Consider the following 22,612-nt stretch of genomic DNA (forward strand, 5'->3'; position numbering starts at 1 on the left):
ATACGAACGTACAGCGGTACCCGTTCCGCCTCTGCGCCACCCTTCTACCCAAGGATCGCCAATGAAACCGGACGACATGATTCTCATCAGCGTCGACGACCATATCGTCGAACCATCGGATCTCTTCGAGGGCCATCTGCCGGCGAGGTATGCCGACGATGCGCCGCGTCTGGTGCACAACCCCGACGGCAGTGACACGTGGCAGTTCCGCGACGCGGTGATCCCCAACGTCGCCCTCAACGCGGTCGCCGGCCGCCCCAAGGAGGAGTACGGTCTCGAGCCTCAGGGGCTCGACGAGATCCGTCCGGGATGCTTCGATCCGAACGAGCGGGTCAAGGATATGAGCGCGGGCGGTGTGCTTGCGACCATGAACTTCCCGTCGTTTCCCGGGTTTGCCGCCAGACTGTTTGCAACCGACGACCCCGACTTCTCACTCGCATTGGTGCAGGCCTACAACGATTGGCACATCGACGAATGGTGTGGCAGCAATCCAGGACGTTTCATCCCGATGGCCATACCGGTGATCTGGGATGCAGAGCTGTGCGCCAAGGAGATCCGCCGTGTGTCTGAGAAAGGGGTGCATTCGCTGACCTTCACCGAGAATCCGGCCGCGATGGGATATCCGTCGTTCCATGATCTGGATTACTGGGAACCGGTCTGGAAGGCGTTGGTGGACACCGACACCGTGATGAACGTACACATCGGATCGTCGGGCAAGCTTGCGGTCACCGCAATGGACGCGCCGATGGACGTGATGATCACGCTGCAGCCGATCAACCTCGTGCAGGCTGCGGCGGACCTACTCTGGTCGGCACCGATCAAGCAGTATCCCGGGCTCAAGATCGCTCTCAGTGAGGGCGGTACCGGCTGGGTCCCGTACTTCTTGGACCGTGTGGATCGCACCTACGAGATGCACTCGGTGTGGACTCACCAGGACTTTGGTGGAAAGAAGCCGTCGGAGGTCTTCCGCGATCACTTCCTGACCTGTTTCATCTCCGATCCGATCGGGGTGAAGAACCGGCACGAGATCGGGATCGACAACATCTGTTGGGAGATGGACTATCCGCACAGCGACTCGATGTGGCCGGGTGCGCCGGAACAGCTGGCCGCGGTGTTCGACACGTACGACGTCCCGGATGCCGAGATCAATCAGATGACGTACGAGAATGCCATGCGCTGGTACAACTTCGATCCGTTCAAACACATCCCGAAGGAGCAGTCCACGGTGGGGGCGCTGCGCAGTTCGGTTGCCGATCACGATGTGTCGGTGCGGGCGCTCTCGCAGCACACGGAGAAGTCCGGTCCGAGTTTCGCCGAGTTCCAAGAAACTGCCAAGGTGATCACCGGCCTCAAGGACTGACGCCTGCTGCTCTCGCGACAATCCCCCCTGCCTGAAACGATCCTGGCAGGCGGGATTGTCTTCTGCGCCGACACGGCAACCCGTCGACTTCGTGACAGGTCAGAACTCGCTGACCTTGGCAATGGAAACGTAGTCCGCGAGTAGCTTGGTGGGTACTTCGTCACGGAACTCGGCCATCGTCCAGGCGCTTCCCTTCTTGGTGATGGAGGCAAGATGCCTCGGTTCCGAGTACAGGGCGACGTCACCTCCCCCGGTGACCGAGAACACGGCACCACTGATCTCGGACGCTTCTTCGGAAGCCAGGTAGGCAAGAAACGTCAGGTTATCGGCAGGCCCGTGGGCTTCCTCTGAGGCGCGCATACGTTCTTCATCGGCGATCACGACTCCCTGCGCGTCGAGCATGGCGCGCAGCGTCGCGTTGAAGCTGAGGTGACCGGGGGACTCGGCTTGAGGTGCGAATGCGTTGACCGTGATCCCGTGGCGGAACAGTTCTTTGGCTGTCGATTTCGTGAGCCCGACAACGCCGGAATTCGCAGCACTGTAGGCGCTGAGTGCCGCAATGCCGATCCAGGCGTCCGACGCGGCATTGAGGACGCGCCCATAACCCTGCGAGATCATATGCGGCACTGCGTGTTGCATCGTGTTGAATGCTCCGTCCAATTTGGGCCGGAGCTGATATTGCCAATCATCTCGGGACAACGTGGAGAACGGGCCGAAACCGAGTCCGGCCGCATTGTTGACCAGGATGTCGATGCGGCCGAAGTGCTCTACCGCGGTCTGGATGAGTTCTCCTGCGGCGTCGTAATCCGAGACGTCACCGAAGCAGGCGATCGACTCGCCACCTTCGGTGATGATCTCGGCCGCCACCGTGTTGGCGTCGCCGTTCAACTCGGTGAGCGTCTGTGTCTCGACGTCGGTGAACTCGGGGTGCGCGCCGGCGAGTGCAGACGATCGGAATCGGGTCTCGGAAGCCTCGTTTGCACGGGGTTTGCGGTTGTTGGTGACCACGCGAGCGCCTTCGCGCGCAAGCAGTAGGGCCACACCGCGTCCGACGCCTTGTCCCGAGCCGGTTACGACGGCGACCTTGCCGTCCAGAATACCTCGCATGTCACATCTCTCCTGTTCGGGTTCAGTTGACGATCTTGGCTGCGGCACTACGTTCGGTGACGGGTCGCGCCAGTTCCTGGTCGGTGCAGATCTGCTGCAATTTCTGGACGGTCTCGTCGACGCCAGGCCCCAGGCGCCTGCCCGGGGTGAACGAGGCCGGCAGATGCCGCATCCCCTGGATGATCCCGATGCTGTCGTAATGCACGGTTGTGTGCAGGTCGCATCGATAGTCGGGCATGCGGTCTAGTACTGCGCTGAGCATCGATTTGAACATGGTGCGTGCGACGTTGGAGCCGATGCACCGATGTACACCGAGTCCGAAACTGAAGTGCCGATTACCCGAACGGTCCAATTGGATGCTGTCGGGATCATCGAAGATCGACGGATCGCGGTTGGCCATCGCCCACGACAACCACAGGCGCTCGCCTTCGCGGAGGTGGACACCGCCGACCTCGACATCATCGGAAATGGTGCGTGCGTCTCCCGCGGCGGGTGTGAAGAATCGTAGGAACTCCTCCGTGGCCGATGCGAGCAGGACCTCTCGGTTTGCGCTGAGTCGATCTCGTTCAGTCGGATTCTCCGCCAGCCACTCCAACGCGTGCGAGGTCAAAGCCGTTGTGGTGTCGAAGCCGCCACCGATCAACAGATTCAGCATGCCGATCAGTTCGATATCCGGGGGAGCCTCACCGTCGATGCGTAGCGCGGCGAGGGCGTTGATCATTCCGGGCCGCGGGGTCTCCTTGATCTCGGCGAGGTTGGTGAACAGGTCGATGCCCATCGCCAAGTAGGCATCGCGGACCCGTTCGGCGTCAGGCGAATCGGGTGGTGTGTAGACCGAGGCATGCGCCGGCTCGTTGTACATCTGCCACTTTTCCAGCGGCACGCCCAGCATTGCCAGCGTGAGGACAGCGGGGACGACGTTCGCGAGGTCGTCGACGAAGTCGATGTGCCCGGACTCGATGTGATCGTCGATGCAGGCACGGACGATCTCGTCGATGAATGGTTGCCAGCGCTTGATCGCCGCGGGGGACAGGTAAGGGTTGAGCGCCATTCGATAGTAGCGATGTTCGGGGTCGTCCATCTCGAGCATGCCGCCTCGGAAGTCTTCCGCGTCGATCATGATCGGGATCGAGATCCCCTTGTATCCACGCCGCTGCTTGTGGACGTCGTGATCGTTGGATACATGTGGGCAGCGCGCCAATTCGAAAACCTGGTCACTGCCGGCGGCGACCCAATGGCCATCGTAGGTGTCGGTCCAGGCGAGCGGACATGTCTCTTGCATCTCGTGCGTGATGTCCAGAAACCGCTCGCGGTAGTCGGCGCTGTGACGGTCGAAGTGGTAGTGCGTGTCGCCCGTGCCCGTGCCCGTGCCCGTGCCCGTGCCCGTGCCCGTGCCCGTGTCGTCGTTCGGATGGGTTGTCATGTCGTCATCCCTCGTCGTTCAGCGTGTATGGGCCGCCCACACTGTGTTCGAGGAGGCTGATCGCCAGCTCGGGGCAGGAGCGGATGGCTTCGTGTGCCGGGCTTGCTCATCGATGGGTACGTCCCCGGAACCGGCCTGTGCGTGCCCGTCGATGTCGTCGAGCTCGAACGTGGCAGGTGCGATAAATGCGCACAGGGTGTGTCCCTGACAGACGTGTGGGTCGACTTGTACTCGCACCGCTTCTCCTCGGGAATCGGTAGTCGGTGAACTGGTTTCATTTGCAGATGGCTCCGGTCAGATGACCGCGCCCCCGTTGACGCCGATCACCTGGCCGGTGACATAGCCGGCCGCGTCCGAGGTCAGATACGAGCACAACCCCGCCACATCCTGAGGCGATCCGAGTCGTCCGGCCGGTATCGCCTTGTTGAGGTACTCGGCGGGTGGCAGTTTTCCGGACGCCTGCTGCTCTCTCAACATCGGTGTGTCGATGACGAACGGGGGCACAGTGTTTGCGGTGATCCCCTTGGCGGCGTAATCGAGCGCCACCGTCTTCGTCATCGCGATGACTCCGCCTTTGCTGGCCGAGTAATGACCTTGAGCGGGAGCGCCCTGTTGGCCTGCGGCGGAGGAGATCGTCACGATCCGCCCCCAGCCGGCGGCCATCATGTCTGACAGCGCAGCCTGTATGCACAGGAACGTGCCGGTCAGATTGACCGCGAGATAGCGGTTCCATTCGTCCAGCGTGATCTTGTCGAATCGGGTGAAGCCGGAGATTGCAGCGCTGGTGACGAGTATCTCCACCGGCCCGAGTCTTTCGCGCACCGTGGCGAATGCCGCTTGTACCGCCTGCTGGTCGGACACGTCGACGCCGAGTCCCAACGCGTGGACTCCCGACGACTGGGCCTGCGCCGCAGACTTTTCCGCAGCTTCGCCGTCGATGTCGAGTACTGCCACATCCCGTCCGTCCGCTGCCAGCGCAGTGACAATCGATTGACCCAGGCCGGATCCGCCTCCGGTGACTACGGCAACGTGGTTCACTTCAACCCCTCGTGTGGTCATGGACACAGTGCTGTACAAATGTATAGTGGGCGTGGCGGTCACACAAGTGGTGGTCGGCAGGCCCGTGCGGTCCCCATCTCCATGTCGACGAGCGCATCGCCTACACCCCCGCCGGGCCCGGGGCGCCGTGCATGTACAGCGTCTGACCTGAGCAGAAGCTCGAGGCGTCGGATGCGAAGAACAGCACTCCGTTGCCGATTTCTTCTGGTTCACCCAGTCTGCCGATCCCGTTGGTCATGGCGATGGCATCGGGATCGAGTCCGTAGCGGGCGGCGTCATCGGTCAAGGTCGGCGCCCGCACGGCGCCAACGGCGATCGCATTGACTCGGATGCCCTTCTTGGCCCAAGCGGCAGCCATCGAGCCCGTCAGATTGTTGACCGCCGCTTTCGCCGCGCCGTACGGGGCGGCCTGCGGCATCGCGAGCAGGCCGGCGCCGGACGAGATGTTGACGATGGCCCCCTTTCCCTGCGGGATCATATGGTCGGAGACCGCACGTGAGAGATGCCATACCGCAAAGAAGTTCAGTGCGACGACGTGCTCGAAGTCCTCGTCGCTCCATTTGCGGATCGACTGGGTCTCGGCGCCGCCTGCACAGTTCACGAGGATGTCCACCCGCCCGAACTCGTGGACGGTGGTGTCGACGAGTTCCCGGCACGCGGGGCCGGATGTGACATCGACAGACACGGCAAGTGCGCGACGGCCGAGATTCTCGACCTCCTTTGCGGTGGACTCCAGTGGATCGCGCCTGCGGCCGGCCAATACGACGTCGGCTCCATGCTCCGCCAGCGCGAGCGCGGTTCCGCGCCCGATGCCGGTGCCGCCGCCGGTGATCAGGGCAACTCGGCCTTCGAGGTTGAACGGGTCTGACATCGTCTCTCCTTCTGCCTGCGGTCAATTCGCATACTGTACGACTGTACAGTAGGTGCTATACACTCGTGCCGAAAACCGAAAGAGGAGGTCTTCGTGAACGACTTGTACTACGACCCGTGGGACGTCGAGATCGACCTGGATCCGTATCCGACGTATCAACGGCTGCGGGATGAACAGCCCGTCTACTACAACGATCGTCATGACTTCTGGGGTCTGAGCAGGTTTGCGGACGTGGACTCGGCCTTGCGAAACCCAGTCGGGCTGAGTTCGAAGAAGGGCGACATCCTGGAGGTCGTCAAGGCCGACCCGATCATGCCACCAGGGGTCTTCATCAACGAAGACCCCCCGGTTCACACAATCCACCGGAAACTCGTGTCGCGCATGTTCACCCCGAAGAAGTTCCGGGAACTCGAGGCGAAGGTCCGGACGTTCTGTGCGGCCTGCCTCGATCCGCTCGTCGGCGGCGATCGCTTCGACTTCGTCGTCGATCTCGGTGCCGAACTGCCGATGCGGACGATCGGCATGCTGGTCGGGATTCCCGATGCCGATCAACCGTCGGTGCGTGCCAAGGCTCATGCCGTGCTGCGCAACAAGCCGGGGGAGCCTCTGCCGGTCAAGAAGGACCACTATTTCGACGGAGACATGTTCACCGACTATGTGGCCTGGCGAAAGAAGAACCCATCGGACGATCTCATCACCGAGCTGCTGGCCATCGAGTTCGTCGACGAAACCGGCGAGACCCGTCATCTTCGCACTGACGAGTTGCTGATCTTCCTGGCGGTGATCGCCGGCGCCGGTGTGGAGACCACCGGTCGACTCTTCGGGTGGATGGGGAAGGTGCTCGGTGAGCACCCCGACCAACGTCAGGAGCTCGTCGAGGATCCGACACTGATCGGGTCGGCGATCGAGGAGTTGCTGCGGTTCGAGCCCCCGGGGCCACATGTGGCTCGGTACTGCGCTGAGCAGGACGTCGAGTTTCACGGTCAGACGATCCCGGAAGGCAGTGCGCTGCTGCTCATGCTGGCCTCCGCCAATCGGGATGAGTGCCACTTCGACGACGCCAACTCCTTCGATATCCATCGAAAGTCGTCAGCGCACCTGACATTTGGGAAGGGCACCCACTTTTGCCTGGGAGCTCTTCTGGCGAGGTTGGAGGGCCGGGTGGCACTCGAGGAGGTCCTCAAACGGTTCCCGAAGTGGGAGGTCGACCTGGCCAACGCTCGGCGGTCCCGGACCTCGACCGTACGGGGCTGGGACACCATGCCCGCCGTGATCGCATGAGTGAGTAGGGTCGGGACCGCACCAGGAATCCATCAACCTCCGTCGGTTCTGGAACACAATCGGGGCGAGTGCATCGTTGATGATGGACGCGACGTCACCGGAGTGTCGCTGCGGGTGGACGCGGGCTTCGCCGTGGGCTGAGAGCTTTTCGGAACCAGTGCCCGACGGGATCACCGCCGCCGGATCGGTCTCGACGTCACTGGTCGGTCTTGATGAATTCGGCGGCTCTCCACGCCATGGCCATCATCGGTCCGTTCAGGTTTCCGGCCACCATGGTCGGGAGAATGGAGCAGTCGACAACGCGGAGGTTGGCGATGCCACGGACGCGGAGACGGGAATCGACCACGTCGTCGTCATCCGGTCCCATCGCGCAGCTGCCGATGGCATGGTAGCCGCAGTAGCCGCCGTCGAGAGCGGCATCGACGAGTTCCTCATCGCTCTGAACGGCTGTGCCGGGATAGGTTTCGTGGCTGATTCGATCGGCGATGGGCGATTGGTCGAAGATGTCCCGCATTCGGCGGATCAGATCCGCGGTGACCTGCCGATCGTGGTCGGTGCCCAGATAGTTGGGGTCGATGAGAAGGGGTGCGCCGGGGTCGGCTGAGGTGATCTGACATCGCCCGGTCGAGGTGGGGCGCAGGGTCATGCCCAAGCACGATGCACCCGCCTGACGCTCGATCGCCACGGGCTCACCGGTGTTGTACGGCGGAATCGTCCAGGGGCCGAGCATGAGCTGGCCATCCACACGGTCGACATCGGGGCGGGACCTGACGAAGGCGACGAGATCGAACGATGGTGCAGCCAGCGGCCCCTTGCGCGTGGCGAGGTACCGGATGCCGGTCAGTGCCTGACCGACGTTGCTCGACAGTCTCTTGTTGTAGCCGAGATCGTCCTTCAGCTCGAAGCGCATGGTCGCGCAGCGATGTTCGCGCAGCCCGTTACCCACGTTCTCGCTTGCGACGATCACCTCAATTCCGGCGTTCCGAAGTACTTCTCGTGGACCGATTCCCGACAGTTGCAGCAACTTGGGACTGTTGAGACTTCCCAGGGAGAGGATCACCTCTCGTCGTGCCCGGGCTTCTCCGCATCCGGACGGGCCCGTCATTGCCACGCCGGTCGCTGTGCCGTCCGCGAACAGGATTCGGTCGACCATGGTGTGGGTCGCGACGGTCAGATTGGGGCGACCCGCGACGGGTTTGAGGAACGCTCGGGCGGCGCTCACCCGGCGTCCGTTCTTGATCGTCGACGTGGCATAGCCGATGCGTTCGCTGTCGGATTCGTTGAGATCCTCGACCTCGGCCAGACCGGCGTTGACCCCGGCCTGAAGCATCTCCTGGCACAGTGGGTCGGGATCGCGTGGTACCGAGATGTGCAACGGGCCGCCGGCACCGCGGGTGGGGGACGGGCCGAATTCATTGTCTTCGAATGACTTGAAGATGGGCAGGATCTCGTCCCAGCCCCATCCCTTGTTGCCCAATCGTTCGAGTTCGTCGTAGTCGCGACGGTTCCCACGGTTGTAGATGAGCCCGTTGACGGAGCTCGAACCTCCCAGCACCTTTCCTCGCATCCAGTTCTCCGAGTGCGGATTCGGTCCGAACGCCGTAGTCGAGTAGTGCCACATGTACTGTTCGTTCTCGAACAGCATTCCGGCGCCTTTGGGGATGCTTATGAGTGGGTTCCGGTCACCGCCGCCGGCTTCGATCAGCAGGACTGTGACCGCAGGATCCTCGGAGAGCCGATTCGCCAGAACGCACCCTGCGGTTCCGGCACCCGCAATCACGTAGTCGAAGGTGGACATCGCTTACCCCTGGTGTTCGAAACGGCGTCTGCTGTACGAGCGTACAGCAGACGGTTCCGTGACGATACCGGTTTCGCCGATGCCCTTCGTGCGTGAGCCGGTCGCTATCGAGAGGGGATCAGTGGGCTGAGATCTCCGAGGTCGCCACCGAGTTCGGCTGTCACCCTGCGCACGACCTCGACGTCCTTGCCGACGAACTCCCACACACCCTCGGTGAAGGCATCGACCGACCCGTACCTGGCGATGCCGCTGAGAGCGCGACTGTTGGCGCTGGCATGGGGGAGGGCGGCGAGCAATGTTGCCTCGTCCACGCCGAGGCGAGCCGCGAGTTCGACACCGGCTCGGGCCAGACCGATCTGGGCAGCGAACATCGTATTGTTGACGAGCTTGACCCGTTGCCCCGAACCCAGCCCGCCGACGTGCATGATCGGTTCCGCGTAGGCGCCCAGCACCGGGTTCACCGCATCCACGGTGCTTTCGTCACCGCCTGCGAAGATGGTCAGTGTTCCCGCCGCGATGTCATGTGGTCCACCGCTGACGGCGCCGTCGATGACCGATATCCCGTGTGGGGCAGCGGCCTTGGCGATGGCTTCGACCGTGTTGGGGCTGCCGGTGGTGTGGACGACAATTGTGGCCGACGCCTTCATCCGTCCGAGGAGATCGCCGGACAGGCAGACGTCACGAACCTGCTCATCGGTGAGTACGACGATGAGCACGACGTCGGTGTCGCCGGTGACCACGTCGGAGATCTCCGAGGCCGCCCGAGCGCCTGCAGCGGTGATCTGCTCGCTCACTTCGCGGCGTCGGCCGAGTGCGGACACCCGGTGTCCGGCGGCGACCAGCCGCGACACTATTGGCATGCCCATGCGGCCGACACCGATGACCGCGACGTCAGCCATGGGTCAGCTCCGCGATCTTGCCGAGGGTGGCCTGTGCTGCCGCGAAAGTCGCGTTTCCGGAGGTCTTCTCGGGACCGGCGATATCGGCGACGAGCCCGACGTCCTTGCGGAGCAGGTTGCCGGCATGGGCAGCGATGCGTTCGATGGTGCCACCCGAGGCGGCAATCGATTCGAGGGCAAAGCTGCGGGCCGTGCCCTTGATGATCACGTCCGCCAGCCGGCCGGGCTCGACTCCGAGTGACTCACCGAGGGCCAGGGTGTCGACGACTGTCGCCATGTTCGCCGTGAACAGTAGGTTGTTCAGGAGCTTTGTGGTCTGCCCGGCCCCCAGGCCGCCCAGGTGGACGACCGGGTTCGCATAGATCTCGAAGACCGGTACGCACCGTGCGACGTCCTCGTCCGCGCCACCGACCATCACCAGCAAGGTGCCGGCCTCGGCACCACGACCACCGCCACTGACCGGTGCATCGACAATCCGCACACCGGTTTTCGCTGCGCGAGTTGCCAGTTCTCGGCAGGTATCCGGGTGCACGGTGCTGTGGACGACGATGATCCCGCCCTCGGCGAGTCCGTCCAGTACGCCGTCGGTACCGCAGGCCACCTCGAGTACATCCTGGTCGGCGACGACGCACAGACAGACGACGTCGCTTGCGGCACCGACCTCCGCAGGACTGCCGACGACCTTGGCGCCGGACTGGGCAAAGGGGTCGAGGGTCTCCGGGCGTCGGGCCCAGAGAGTGACGTCTTCTCCGGCGTCGATGATCCTTTGGGCCATCGGGCCGCCCTGGCTGCCGAGGCCGATGAATCCGATGCGCATGCGTTGCTCCGTTCGGTCGGTGGTCACGGTGTCGGAAGATCTGGATGCGTATGCCGGGCGACGCAGTACTCGATGAACGAGAGGACGCTCAGGTGATAGGCCCGAGCCGTGTGTCCGAGGCTGAGGTTGTGGCCGCCCCCGACGAACTCGTCGGCTACAACCCGGGGAGACGCCGAGAACAACGCAGTGATCTCGGCGAGCGCTTCGGGGTCCCGTCGCCAGACCCGTTCGAACTCGGCAGCGGTGAAATGTACCGGCACGCGCACCGCTGGGGCCAGCGCCGGAAAGGTCACCCGCGCCCAGCTGCGGAGCTCGGCACCCTCGAATGGTGGCGTCCTGGAGGCGATCATTGCGCCACCGATCACGTCCGGTGAGTACAACGACGCCGGTTCCCACAGCAGTTTGCGGACGCCTGCCGGGGCAGCGTTGCGTTCGTGGCCGCCGAGTATCTCGCGAGCGACCGCCTGGTGCTCCAGGCCGGTTCCGGCGAGCTCGAGGCCGAGCAGTGCCGCGCCGCGCTCGGCGTCGGCCGCCATGCGCACCGCCAGCTCGCTACCGGCCGAATGAGCCCAGACGAAGACACCCTCGCCGGTCGATCGGCCCGCCGTGAACTCGGCGACGGCACCGTAGGCGAGGTCTACGCGGCGGGAGGTGTCCATCTGATCTGCGTATGGCCGCGAGGTTCCGTAACCCGGCCGGTCGAGTGCTATTGCGGTGTAGCCCGCCGACTGCGCCACGCGCAACAACGAGTTGGCCGGATGACCGGGGCAGTCGAAGTAGCCGGCTCTTGTTGCGCCACCGTGCACGGCAACGATCACGCCCCGGGGATCGGCGGCGTGGGCGACGATCCCGGACATCGGTACGCCGTCGACCTCGACGACGTGCGCCGAGACAGTTCCGTCAAGATCGTCGAGCCACGGTTCAGCCGTCATGTCGCACTCCGGAGCAGCAGCACCCCACTCGGGGTGAGGCCCCCGGTGCTGACCACGCCGACCCGTGCATCGGTGACCTGTCGGTCACCCCCGTCTCCGCGCAATTGCACGATGGCCTCGTGGAGCAATCCCATGCCGTGCGTGCGGCCGTGGGAGAGCTGTCCGCCGTGGGTGTTGAGCGGGATCTGCCCTTGGAGCGAGATGTTCTTCCCGCCGTCGAGGAATTCCTTGGATTCGCCGATCCCACAGAAGCCGAGGCCCTCGATCCAGGACAGACAGTTCACCGTGAATCCGTCGTAGAGCTCGGCGACGTCGACATCCTCGGGTGTCATCGACGTCCGGGTCCACAGGTGTGCCGCCTGACCGAGCACCTGTGGCTCATGGGTCAATGTGCTCTGGTCCCAATCCATCCGGTCGATGATCTGGGTGCCCACGGCCTCGACCAGGATCGGGGGCCGTGCCAGGTCGTTCGCGGTCTCGACGGCGGACACGATCACCGCGACCGCACCGTCGCACGGGACGTCGCAGTCGTAAAGCCCGAACGGAGTGGTGATCGGACGGGCGCCGAGGTAGTCGTCCATCGTCATCGGATCGCGGTACACCGCGGTCGGATTGAGCCCGGCGTTGGCACGCTGGTTGAGTGCGATCCAGCCGAGGGTCTCCTTGGTCGTCCCGTACCGATGGAAGTGGCGTTGCGCGTTCTGCGCCAGGGTGTGTGCGGCGGAGGTCGCACCGAAGGGCACCATCCAACTCGATGTCCGCCCGGATGGTTGGACGATCGTGCCGTTCTTCATGAGTTCGCCGTAGGTGGATTCCCACACCGTTCGGTAGCACAACACGTGTCGCGCGAGGCCGCCGGCGACGGCCAGCATGGCCGCGATGACCGAGCCTCCCGGACCGAAGGTCTCGATGCCGCCGTTGTGCCAGGTCGGCCGGAGCCCGAGTGCCGCTTCCACCGGTGTGACGCCACCTTCGCCGAAGCCGCCCACGTTGCCGCCACCGGGATAGGTGGCGATGCCGTCGATGTCGGCCATGGTGAGGCCTGCGTCGGCGACCGCCGCCTGACAGGCCTCGATCGTCAGAGACAGTGGCGGTCTCATCAGCCGCCTGCCGATCTGCGACATCCCGACGCCGGTGAGTGCGACCTTGTCCTCGAATTTCTCGGTCGTCACCATCGGGCGGACGTGCCGGGCGAAATCGGTGGGGTCGATCTCGTCGTCGGGCAACTCAGCGGGTTCGGACGGCTGATCGGCGCTGGGGCGGAAGAGCGGGAGCCAGACATCCTCGATGTTCAGGAAGTCGACCTCGACGGCCATCCCGAGAAAGACATCCTCGGGTTCGCAATCGATGATGTTGGTGGTCAGCCGGATTCGTGAATCCTCGGCCAGCGCGACCTGCGCGACGACGTAGGGCGGCGACAGCCCGGGCAGCGCGAACCGTTGATTGACGGTGAAACCGGCGACGATACCGCGGCCGGACACCACACGTTCGCCGAGCTCGGTCCCGTGACAGTGGCGGCACACCGGCTGCGGCGGGTGGAGCAGTTCCCGGCAGCCGGTGCACTCCTGGATCCGCAGGTGATCGTCCGCGCCGGACTTCCAATAGAACTCGTTGGCCGGCGTCAGCTGGGGAAGGGGCCGGGTGGGGGTCTCGGGCACTCGCCCTACCCTTTCTGCTGCGCTCGGGTCAGGGCGAGAGGTTCGGCGAGATTCTCGTCCTCCACCATCTTCTGGACCTCGACGAGGGTGTCCGCGAGACTCGAATGTGTCCGCGGTCCGGGAGTGAACGTGGCGGGCAGGTGGCGCATCCCCTGGATGACACCGATCGAGTCGTAGTGCACCGCGCCTTGAGGATCACACCGGTAGTCGGGCATCCGGTCGAGCACCGCGACCACCATGCGCTTGAAAACGGTACGGGCGACGTTCGATCCGATGCAGCGATGGATACCGAGGCCGAAACTGAAGTGACGGTTGCCGGTCCGGTCCAGGTGGACGCGGTTCGGATCCTCGAAGAGTTCGGTGTCGCGGTTGGCCATCGCCCAGGACAGCCAGAGACGGTCACCCTCGCGGAAATCGGTGCCGTCAGTGGCCTCGAAATCCTCGGCGATGGTCCGTCCGTCGCCGGCAGCGGGGGTGAAGTATCGAAGAAACTCCTCGGTGGCGCCGTCGAGGAGTTCGTCGCGGTGGGCGCTGAGACGTTCGCGTTCGTCGGGGTTCTCCGAGAGCCACTCCAGTGAATGCGCGGTCAGAGCGGTCGTGGTGTCGAAGCCGCCACCGATCACGAGGCTCAGAATCCCAAGCAACTCCATGTCGTCCGGAGCGCCGCCGTCGACACTCGCGTTGGCCACCGCGTTGATCAGTCCCGGGCGTGGATTCTCCCTGATCTCGAAGAGATTCGTGATCAGGTCGATTCCGAGCTGCCGGTGCAATTCCGCCACGCGAGGCGCATCGGGGGAGTCCGGCGGTGTGTACACCGCGGCGTGGACCGGCTCGTTGTAGATCGTCCACTTCTCCACCGGGATGCCGAGCATCGCCAGAGTGAGGACCGCCGGTACGACATTTGCCAGCTCGTCGACGAAATCGATGTGACCGGTCTCGATCTTCTCATCGATGCACGCGTGGATGACCTTGTCGATGAACGGAATCCACCGCTTCACTGCCGCGGGTGCCAGATACGGGTTCAGGATGGAGCGGAAGAACTTGTGTTCGGGTTCGTCCATCTCCAGGATGCCCCCGCGGACGCCCGACGCGCGGTCGGCGGTCGGGATACTGATGCCCTTGTAGCCGCTCCGCTCGTCGCGCACGTCATGATCGTTGGACACGTATGGGCATCGCGCGAGCTCGAAGACGGCCTCGCTGCTCGCCGCGACCCAGTGGCCTCCGTAAGTGTCGCTCCACGCCACCGGACACTTCTCGTGCATCTCCTGCGTGGTCTCGAGGAACTTCTCTCGATATTCGGTCGAGTGGCGGTCGAAGGGATAACGATTCCGCTTTCGCGCGTCGTCGTCTGTGACGCTGTCAAGACTCATCGTGTCGTCTCCTGTCGTCGTGTCGGATCACTCGGTGCCCGAGGAGATGCGCTCGGACACCGATATCGCTTGTTCCGGGCAGGATCGTGAGGCCTCGCGGACCTTGTCCTCGAATCCGTCCGGTACGTCCTCGGAGACCGGCGAGGCATGGCCGTCGATGTCGCTGAGCTCGAAGATCTCGGGAGCGATCATGGCGCAGAGGGTGTGTCCTTGGCAGCGGTCGCCGTCGATGTGAACCTTCACGATCGTCCTCCTATCGGTGGGTGAAAGGTGTTGCTGGGCTGTGGTTCATGCGGTGGTTCTCAGATCTTGAAGTCGTACCACTTGAGGTAGCCGCCGGCGTCGACGCGCATCTGCATACCGGTCACGTAGCGCGCCTCCTCGGAGGCGAGGTAGAGCACGGTGTTGCTGATGTCAGAGGGTTCGATCCAGGGCGTCTTCATCGCCTGCTGCACATAGAAGGCAGGCGTTGCGTCCTCACGGGTGGGGTTCTCCAGATCGGGCCGGAAGGACCGGTACATCGGCTCACTCTGCAGCATGTCGGTGTTGCAGTTGGTGGGATGGATGACGTTCGCGCGGATGCCCTGGGGTGCGAGGTGCGTCGCCAGTTCGTGGATGTACTGGGAGAGAGCTCGTTTCGAGAAGACATAGGCGACGCCGCCCAGGTCCTTGCCGGGGACGTCGGTCTTGCTGATGTCCATCAGGGCCGCGATCGATCCGGTCGCGATGATCGATGCACCTTCGCGGAGGTGGGGCAGCGCGACCTGCACCGCGTTCATGGTGCCGATCAGGTTGGTGTCCACCACGTCGCACCACGCCTGCGTGGCCGGTTCACCCTTCATCCCGGCCACGCCTGCCTGCGCCACGACGATGTCGAGCTTGCCGAGCTCGTTGATGCCGCGCTCGAGTGCGCTGCGCAGTTGCGACGCCTCGCGGACGTCGGCCTCGATGGCGACGATCCGCCGTCCTTCCTTCTCGACCAGTCGGGCGGTCTCCTCGAGATCTTCGGGACTGGCCATCGGGTAGCCGATGGTGTCGATGTTCTTGCAGAGGTCCACGGCGATGATGTCGGCGCCCTCTTCGGCCAGACGCACGGCATGGCTACGGCCCTGTCCGCGCGCGGCGCCGGTGATGAACGCAACCTTGTCCTGAACGCGTCCCATGTCGAATCTCCTTCTGTGGTGCCACGTTCTCGGAGATCGCGGCAGATGAGTGATGATTCCCGAATGCCTCCGGGAATCAGTTGGTCAGGTGTTCCGGCCCCCGTTGACGCCGAGGATCTGTCCGGTGATGTAGCCCGCGTCCTCGGAGATGAGGAACGAACAGGCAGCCGCGATGTCTTCTGGACGTCCGACGCGACGCACCGGTGTGCGCTGGATGTGATCGTCGACCGTTCCGCCGAGACGCTTGAGCCCCTCGGCATTTCGCAGCATCGGGGTGTCGACGAAGCCCGGTGGTACCGCGTTGACCGTGATGCCGTTGGGGCCGAGTTCGAGTGCCAGGGACTTGGTGAGTCCGTTGACCGCCGACTTGGCCGACACGTAGTGCGCCATGTAGGGCTGCCCGGAATGCGCACTCGACGACGAGATGTTGACGATTCGACCCCACTTCGCCTCGAGCATGTCGGGCAGCGCCGCCTGGATGGTGTGGAAAACCCCGTTGAGGTTGACGTCGATGACCTTGTGCCACTCGTCGAAACTGAGTTTGGTGAACTTCTGGAAGCCGTCGACCCCGGCGGCATTGACCAGGATCGTGATGGGACCCAGCGCTTCCCGGATCGCCGCGAACGCGCTGTCCACCTGTTGACGGTCTGTCACGTCGGCGGCCTGGGCCAACGGATCGTCCGAGGTGGTGGTGAGGTCGATGGTGCCGACGTGGTAGCCCTGACTGCGGAGGCGCTCGGCGACGGCGAGGCCGATGCCCGATGCGCCGCCGGTGACGATTGCGGTCTTCACCCCCATGCCTCGTCTCCGGCGATCGTCGTGCGGTGCATCAAGCGCTCCGACGACGGGTCGTACGGCAGCGCGCGGTGCAGCATTCCGGTGTTGTCCCAGATGACGACGTCGTCCTTCTCCCACTCGTGGACGTAGCTGAACCGCTCCTGCGTCGACCAGGCCAGGACTTCGTCGAGCAGCTCGCGACTCTCCTCCGGTCGCATCCCGACGATGTGGTCGGCGGTCGCACCGATCACCAGGGAACGGCGTCCGTCGCGGCGCTGCCACACCAGGGAGGTCTCGTGTGACGGGAGCTGACGCCACGCCGCGACCTGTTCATCGCTCGGGTCGGGATTCACGAGTCGCTGGGATGCCTCGAAACTGTGCACCACGCGCAGGCCGTCGTACCGTTTACGGTCCTGCTCGGGCAGGTTCTCGTACGCCGCGTACGTGCTCGCGAATTCGGTTCCGCCGCCGACCATCGCCACGTGGCGCGCCGTGAGCATCGTGGCCTTCGCGGGGACGTCGTTGGTCGTGTCGTCGATATGCCAGTTGAAGGTGCCCTTCAGGTACTCGGCCGACCGCGACTTGGCGGGGTCGAGCGACACGATGAAGACCTCCTTGCCCGCGGGGGCGAGGACCGGTCCGAGTTGCTTGCTGAATGCCACCTGGCCGTCGTCGTCGAGGTGCATGCCGCGTATCAACAGGACGCCGCGCCACTTCAAGGCCTCGAGGCAGTGTCCGATCACCGCGGGATCGCGGAGGTCGTCCACGCCGGTGACTTTGACACCCATCGCGGGGGTGAGGGCTGAGGTCTGGATCACAAGAATCTCCCTTCCATGTGTGAGAACGGTACTCTCGCAAAATAGCAATCGGCAAGAGTTCGGACGGTTCGGCCGGTGGTGAAAGCTGAGTTCGGGTACCTGCGTCGATGGAGTGTTCGGTCACCTCGCGACCTTGCGCACGGGAGGATTCTATGCGAATGTGACGTTAGTCATATACGAGAATGACATTTTCAACAATGGAGTGGGAGGGCGTGTGGTGGCCCAGGACACGATGACGACCAGCGGCTCGAGTGCGGTCGATGCGAGTCGGATTTCCGGCGGTATCCAGAAGCGACTGCTGATCGACGGGCAGCTCGTCACGTCGGAGACGACCTTCGAGACGATCAACCCGGCAACGGGGGATGTGTTGGGCTCGGCGCCGGACGCGAACGTGGACCAGGCGACGGCGGCGATCGCCGCGGCACGTACGGCGTTCGAGAAGTCCGGGTGGGCCACCGATGTGGCGCTCCGCGCGCGGTGCCTCGATCAGTTGCACAAGGCGCTGCTCGACAACGCCGAGGAACTGCGCGATCTGACGATCGCCGAGGTCGGCGCCACCAAGATGCTCACGAAGGGCAATCAACTCGACGCGCCGATCGAGATCGTCCGCTACTACGCCGATCTCCTCGAGAACCACTCGTTCACCGAGGATCTCGGCGAGATCGAGATCCGTGGGCAACAGCACCGCCGGTGGACCGAGCGTGAACCCGCCGGCGTGGTGGCCGCGATCATCGCCTACAACTACCCGAACCAGTTGGCGCTGGCCAAGCTCGCGCCCGCACTGGCAGCGGGTTGCACCGTGGTGCTCAAGGGGGCCCCGGACACGCCCCTGGTGACCCTGGCGCTGGGTGAGATCATCGCCGAACACACCGATATCCCGGCAGGCGTCGTCAACATCATCACGTCGTCGAAGGTCGAGGTGGGGCAGACGATGGTGGCCCATCCCGACGTGGACGTCGTGACCTTCACCGGATCGACGCCGGTGGGCAAGCAGATCATGGCCGACGCAGCGTCATCGCTGAAGCGAGTCTTCCTCGAACTCGGTGGCAAGTCTGCGCTGATCGTTCTCGACGACGCCGATCTGATGAAGGCCGCGCAGTTCGCGGCGTTCACGATCTGCAGCCATGCGGGCCAGGGATGCGCGTTGACCACCCGGTTGATCGTGCCACGCGACAAGCACGACCAGCTCGCGGAGATGGTCGGGGCGATGCTCGACCACGTGACCGTCGGGGACCCGACCGACGACAAGACCTACATGGGTCCGTTGATCAGCGAGCGACAGCGCGACAAGGTCGACGGGCTGGTTCAGCGTGCGGTCGAGGCCGGCGCCCGCCTGGTGCGTGGCGGAACCCGCATCGACCCCGGATACTTCTATGCGCCGACACTGCTCGCCGGAGTGGACCCGGACAGCGAGATCGCTCAGGAAGAGGTCTTCGGTCCGGTGCTGGCGATGATCCCGCACGACGGCGACGAGCATGCCATCGAGATCGCCAACAATTCGCGGTACGGGTTGTCCGGCGGCGTCCTCACCACCGACTCGGCCCGGGGTGCCGCCGTCGGCCGAGCGATCCGGACCGGCACGTTCAGCATCAACGGCGGCAACTACTTCTCTGCCGACGTGCCGTTCGGCGGGTACAAAGAATCCGGCATCGGCCGGGAGATGGGCGTCGCAGGCCTGCACGAGTTCACCGAGATCAAGGCGTTCGCCGAGGCGGTGGAATCGTGAAACCGCTGGAGGGATTCACCATCCTCGAGGTCGCGATGTACGGATTCGTGCCGTCGGCCGGCGCGGTCCTGCGCGAGTGGGGGGCCGAGGTCATCAAGGTCGAGCACGCGGTGACCGGTGACCCGCAGCGCGGACTCCGCCAGACCGGCACGTTCCGCGTCGAAGGCGACCTCAATCCCAATGTCGAGCATGCCAATCGCGGCAAGCGCAGCATCGGGATCGACATGTCGCGCCCGGAGGGGCGAGAGGTGCTCTACGAGTTGGTGCGCAAGGCCGACGTCTTCCTCACCAGTTTTCTGCCCGGTCCGCGTGCGCGGCTCGGGATCGACGTCGACGACATCCGTGCGGTGAACCCGTCGATCGTCTACGCGCGAGGCAGTGCGCTCGGCCCGAGGGGTGCTGAGTCGGACAAGGGTGGTTACGACATGACCGCCTTCTGGTCGCGCGGCGGTATCGCGGCGACCCTGACACCGCCCGACACCGAGGGCCTCATCAGCCCGCCGGGTCCGGCGTTCGGCGACACGATCTCGGGGACCAATCTCGCCGGTGGCATCGCCGCCGCACTGCTCAAGCGGGAACGGACCGGTGAGCCGTCGGTGGTGGACGTCTCGCTGCTGGGGAGCGGCCTGTGGTCGATGGGTCACACCGTGGCGCTCTCGCTGCATCTCGACAAGCCGATGGAGGCGCCGGCGCAGGGCGGCCACGGATCGCCGACCAATCCGCTCTCGGGGCTCTACAAAACGGCGGACGACCGCTACATCTCGTTCGTCATGCTGCAGGCGGCGAAGTTCTGGCCGGATGTGTGCAAACACGTGGAGCGTCCCGAGCTTGCCGAGGATCCGAGGTTTGCCAGCGCAGAACTGCTGGCGGAGAACACGTCCGAGGCGGTGGCGATCCTGCGGGAGGTGATCGCCGAGCGCACGCTCGCGGACTGGACAGAACGATTCGCCACCCTCGCGGGCCCATGGGCGCCGGTGCAGGATTCTCGGCAGGTCGGTGACGACCCGCAGATCAGGGCCAACGACTACATCGTGAACGCGGGTGACCTCGAGCTGGTGGGCAATCCCGTCCAGTTCGACGTCGAGGCGTCGTCGGTCACCGCCGCTCCGGGATTCGCCGAGGACACCGACGACATCCTCCAGGAACTCGGGTTGGACTGGGACCGCATCATCGAATTGAAGACCGCCGGCGCGGTCACCTGACGGGAACCGACGATGCCGAACATCACCTCCATCGGAACCTATCTCCCGTGTTGGGGTGTCGTCGACCGTCGCGTCGCCGGTGACGACGAGGACGCCATCACGTTGGCCGTGGAGGCCGGGCGGGCCGCACTGAGCGGTGGTGCTTCGGTGGACTCGGTGGTGCTGGTCAGCCGTGATCTTCCGCTCACGGACAGCAGCAACGCGGCGGTTCTGTTGGCAGGCCTGGACCTGGACCCGGAACTCGAGGTCACCGAGCGCCTCGGTGGTGCGCCGGCGACGCTGGACGCACTCAGCTCGGCCCGGTCGCGCACGCTGGTGATCGGTGTCGACCTCGAACCTGCCGGTGCCGCAGCGGTGTTGACCGCCGATCGCGGCCTGAACGTGCGGACCAGCGCACGGGTGGCGCGGAGCCTGCCGGTGCGCACCCGCAACACCACCGGAGCCGTCCACGACTACGGCGACCCGCGATTGCTGCATGACCGCGGGCTGGTCGCGTCGCTGGCGGCATCGTGGTTGGAGAAGCCGACCGTCGTGGCGGGCGTCGACCGCAAGTCGGCCGCTCGGCTTGCCGAGGTCGATGCGGAGGTCCCGACGGTCGGCGCGAGCTCGGGCCTGTTCGCGCTGGCCGCGATGGCCGAGCAGGGATTGTCCGGGAGTCTCGTCGCCGTCGAGCAGGCGAGCCTGTCGGGGATCTCGGTCGCCGCAGCTCCGGTCGCCGTGTACCGGCGCGAGCTGGCGCCACGTCCGAAATCGGAGGAACCGGTGGCGTCGGACGACGAACTCCGCATCTCGCTGGCCGCGTACGAGCGGGCCTTCGAGGCCAAGGTGCGGTGGGAGGCCGGGAAGTTCACCGACAGCGAGGTACTCGATTTTCCGCCGCGCTATCACGTGGGCACCGACGGCGCCCTGCGTACCGACTACGAACTCGTCCCGTTGCCTCGGGCCGGTGTCGTGTATTCAGAGGCGACCGTGCATGTTCCGGTGCCTGGCCTGCCATCGCCCTACTCTCTCGTCCTCGTCGAGCTCGACGACGTGGGCGTCCGCGCTTTGGTGAAGGTGGCCGGAGCGCACGTGGGACTGGTGGGTATCGGCGATCGGGGCAGGCTCGTACTGCGCCGCCTGGCCATCCGATCCGGCGTGCCCGACTACGGGTACGCCTTCGAGCCCGAAGAGGTGGCAGCATGAGGAAGGTCGCGGTCGTCGGGGCCGGAATGACCCCGTTCGCGGAGCATTTCGCACTCGGTGTGAAGGATCTCGTCCCGATGGCGTTCGCGGATTGCGTTGCATCGGTGGACAAGGGGATCGACAAGCACGACATCGAGGCCGCGTGGTTCGGCGCGGTGGGTGCGACGGACGGTTTCGCATCTGGCATCGTGGCCGACTCGCTCGGCATCGACGGAATCCCGGTGACCAGGGTGGAGAACTCCTGCGCGACCGGGAACGACGCCATCCGCAATGCGGTGTATGCCATCGGGTCGGGCGCGGTGGATGTGGCTCTGGTCGCCGGTGCCGACAAGCTGCGCGAGACCGCGTCGAAGAACGTCGTCTGGGAGTGGGAGGCGATCTCGCGGGACATGGCGTGGGAGTATCCACTGGGCCTCGTCGCCCCGGCCGGCGTGGCCCTACACGTGAACCGGTACTTTCACGAATCACCAGCCACCCGGGAACATCTGGCCATGGTCGCGGTCAAGAACCATCGGCACGGCGCCAACAATCCCAAGGCCAGACTGCAGTTCGAGATCACGGCAGAGCAAGCGCTCTCGGCGCCCACCGTGGTCGAACCGTTCAGCGTCTACGATTGCGCGCCGCTGAGCGATGGCGCCGCCGCGATGATCCTGGTGTCCGAGGACATCGCCGACCGTTACACCAGCCGCCCGGTGTGGGTGGCCGGTGTGGGTCTCGGGCTGGATTCGATGATGCACCAGCACAAGACCGACCTGACGACCTTCCCGGCGACGGTGCGAGCCGCGCAACGGGCGTTCGCCATGGCAGGCATCACCCCGGCTGACGTCGACGTCGCCGAGGTCCATGACTTCTTCACCGGCATCGAGCTCATCAGCTACGAGGATCTCGGCTTCGCGAACCGGTTCGAGGGATACAAGCTCCTCGAGGCGGGCGACACCACGATCGGGGGATCGCTGCCGGTGAATACCAGTGGCGGTCTGAAGTCCAAGGGGCATCCACCGGGGGCAACCGGCATCGGCCAGTGTGTCGAACTGTTCGAACAGCTCCGGGGTTCGGCGGTGAATCAGGTCGACGGGGCACGGATAGGATTGGCGCACAATGTGGGTGGCCCGACATCGGTTGCGGCGGTCACGATCCTGAGTCAGGATCGAAACCCGTGACGTGCG

At 64.7% G+C, this 22,612-nt stretch carries 21 protein-coding genes; 6 read left to right on the plus strand and 15 right to left on the minus strand.

What is annotated here, in order from left to right; genetic code table 11:
- The first annotated feature begins 61 nt into the window (after positions 1-61).
- Positions 62-1,360, plus strand: coding sequence for an amidohydrolase family protein (locus tag ACLQ3I_RS17355; RefSeq protein WP_425803517.1), 1,299 nt, complete (start codon positions 62-64; stop codon positions 1,358-1,360).
- Positions 1,361-1,459: 99 nt separating this feature from the next.
- Here the strand turns inward: ACLQ3I_RS17355 and ACLQ3I_RS17360 are convergent, their stop codons facing one another.
- The 5 genes from ACLQ3I_RS17360 to ACLQ3I_RS17380 form a co-directional block, all read right to left on the minus strand.
- Entirely contained in the window at positions 1,460-2,467 is a 1,008-nt protein-coding gene (locus tag ACLQ3I_RS17360; protein ID WP_425789284.1) for an SDR family NAD(P)-dependent oxidoreductase, read from the minus strand.
- 22 nt (positions 2,468-2,489) lie between these two features.
- Positions 2,490-3,890 carry a cytochrome P450 gene (locus ACLQ3I_RS17365; protein ID WP_425803520.1) on the minus strand — a complete coding sequence of 467 codons (1,401 nt, stop codon included), beginning with the start codon at positions 3,888-3,890 and terminating at the stop codon, positions 2,490-2,492.
- Between the two features lie 18 nt (positions 3,891-3,908).
- Complete coding sequence (locus tag ACLQ3I_RS17370; RefSeq protein ID WP_425803522.1) at positions 3,909-4,127, minus strand: ferredoxin; 219 nt, start codon at positions 4,125-4,127, stop codon at positions 3,909-3,911.
- A 57-nt stretch (positions 4,128-4,184) separates the two neighbouring features.
- Positions 4,185-4,949, minus strand: a complete 765-nt coding sequence (locus ACLQ3I_RS17375) for an SDR family NAD(P)-dependent oxidoreductase (protein ID WP_425789278.1) — start codon at positions 4,947-4,949, stop codon at positions 4,185-4,187.
- 100 nt (positions 4,950-5,049) lie between these two features.
- Positions 5,050-5,820 (minus strand): SDR family NAD(P)-dependent oxidoreductase, encoded by a 771-nt coding sequence (locus tag ACLQ3I_RS17380; protein WP_425789276.1) that lies wholly within the window; start codon positions 5,818-5,820, stop codon positions 5,050-5,052.
- 93 nt (positions 5,821-5,913) lie between these two features.
- Here ACLQ3I_RS17380 and ACLQ3I_RS17385 point away from each other — a divergent pair, with 93 nt between their 5' ends.
- Positions 5,914-7,101, plus strand: coding sequence for a cytochrome P450 (locus ACLQ3I_RS17385; RefSeq protein WP_425803524.1), 1,188 nt, complete (start codon positions 5,914-5,916; stop codon positions 7,099-7,101).
- Between the two features lie 196 nt (positions 7,102-7,297).
- Here ACLQ3I_RS17385 and ACLQ3I_RS17390 read toward each other — a convergent pair whose 3' ends face one another.
- From ACLQ3I_RS17390 to ACLQ3I_RS17435, 10 genes are all read right to left on the minus strand, one after another.
- Positions 7,298-8,899, minus strand: coding sequence for a GMC family oxidoreductase (locus ACLQ3I_RS17390; protein WP_425803527.1), 1,602 nt, complete (start codon positions 8,897-8,899; stop codon positions 7,298-7,300).
- A gap of 104 nt (positions 8,900-9,003) precedes the next feature.
- The gene (locus ACLQ3I_RS17395; RefSeq protein WP_425789270.1) at positions 9,004-9,798 is read right to left on the minus strand and encodes an NAD(P)-dependent oxidoreductase; all 795 of its coding nucleotides are present in this window, start codon (positions 9,796-9,798) and stop codon (positions 9,004-9,006) included.
- Positions 9,791-10,615: an NAD(P)-dependent oxidoreductase gene (locus ACLQ3I_RS17400; protein ID WP_425789268.1), complete on the minus strand. Its 825-nt coding sequence runs from the start codon at positions 10,613-10,615 to the stop codon at positions 9,791-9,793. Before ACLQ3I_RS17400 ends, ACLQ3I_RS17395 begins: the two co-directional genes overlap by 8 nt.
- A 23-nt stretch (positions 10,616-10,638) precedes the next feature.
- Positions 10,639-11,547 carry an alpha/beta hydrolase gene (locus tag ACLQ3I_RS17405; RefSeq protein ID WP_425803529.1) on the minus strand — a complete coding sequence of 303 codons (909 nt, stop codon included), beginning with the start codon at positions 11,545-11,547 and terminating at the stop codon, positions 10,639-10,641.
- Complete coding sequence (locus ACLQ3I_RS17410) at positions 11,544-13,205, minus strand: thiolase C-terminal domain-containing protein (protein WP_425789264.1); 1,662 nt, start codon at positions 13,203-13,205, stop codon at positions 11,544-11,546. The genes ACLQ3I_RS17405 and ACLQ3I_RS17410 overlap by 4 nt, the downstream gene beginning before the upstream one ends.
- Positions 13,206-13,210: 5 nt before the next feature.
- A complete protein-coding gene (locus tag ACLQ3I_RS17415) occupies positions 13,211-14,575 on the minus strand; it encodes a cytochrome P450 (protein ID WP_425789262.1) in 1,365 nt (454 codons plus the stop codon).
- A 27-nt stretch (positions 14,576-14,602) separates the two neighbouring features.
- The gene (locus ACLQ3I_RS17420) at positions 14,603-14,818 is read right to left on the minus strand and encodes a ferredoxin (protein ID WP_164307280.1); all 216 of its coding nucleotides are present in this window, start codon (positions 14,816-14,818) and stop codon (positions 14,603-14,605) included.
- 59 nt (positions 14,819-14,877) lie between these two features.
- Complete coding sequence (locus tag ACLQ3I_RS17425; RefSeq protein WP_425789259.1) at positions 14,878-15,738, minus strand: mycofactocin-coupled SDR family oxidoreductase; 861 nt, start codon at positions 15,736-15,738, stop codon at positions 14,878-14,880.
- 84 nt (positions 15,739-15,822) lie between these two features.
- Positions 15,823-16,530, minus strand: coding sequence for an SDR family NAD(P)-dependent oxidoreductase (locus tag ACLQ3I_RS17430; RefSeq protein ID WP_425790485.1), 708 nt, complete (start codon positions 16,528-16,530; stop codon positions 15,823-15,825).
- Positions 16,527-17,333, minus strand: coding sequence for a TauD/TfdA dioxygenase family protein (locus ACLQ3I_RS17435; RefSeq protein WP_425789257.1), 807 nt, complete (start codon positions 17,331-17,333; stop codon positions 16,527-16,529). The genes ACLQ3I_RS17430 and ACLQ3I_RS17435 overlap by 4 nt, the downstream gene beginning before the upstream one ends.
- A 232-nt stretch (positions 17,334-17,565) precedes the next feature.
- Here ACLQ3I_RS17435 and ACLQ3I_RS17440 point away from each other — a divergent pair, with 232 nt between their 5' ends.
- Genes ACLQ3I_RS17440 through ACLQ3I_RS17455 form a run of 4 tightly spaced genes read left to right on the plus strand, consistent with a single transcriptional unit; the run spans position 17,566 to position 22,606 of the window.
- Complete coding sequence (locus ACLQ3I_RS17440) at positions 17,566-19,059, plus strand: aldehyde dehydrogenase family protein (protein ID WP_425789255.1); 1,494 nt, start codon at positions 17,566-17,568, stop codon at positions 19,057-19,059.
- Positions 19,056-20,261, plus strand: a complete 1,206-nt coding sequence (locus ACLQ3I_RS17445) for a CaiB/BaiF CoA transferase family protein (RefSeq protein ID WP_425789253.1) — start codon at positions 19,056-19,058, stop codon at positions 20,259-20,261. The genes ACLQ3I_RS17440 and ACLQ3I_RS17445 overlap by 4 nt, the downstream gene beginning before the upstream one ends.
- Before the next feature lie 12 nt (positions 20,262-20,273).
- Entirely contained in the window at positions 20,274-21,446 is a 1,173-nt protein-coding gene (locus ACLQ3I_RS17450) for an OB-fold domain-containing protein (RefSeq protein WP_425789251.1), read from the plus strand.
- Entirely contained in the window at positions 21,443-22,606 is a 1,164-nt protein-coding gene (locus tag ACLQ3I_RS17455; protein ID WP_425789249.1) for a thiolase C-terminal domain-containing protein, read from the plus strand. Before ACLQ3I_RS17450 ends, ACLQ3I_RS17455 begins: the two co-directional genes overlap by 4 nt.
- Positions 22,607-22,612: the final 6 nt, after the last annotated feature.

The sequence above is a fragment of the Gordonia sp. DT101 genome (genome assembly GCF_049844895.1).
Lineage (GTDB): Bacteria > Actinomycetota > Actinomycetes > Mycobacteriales > Mycobacteriaceae > Gordonia.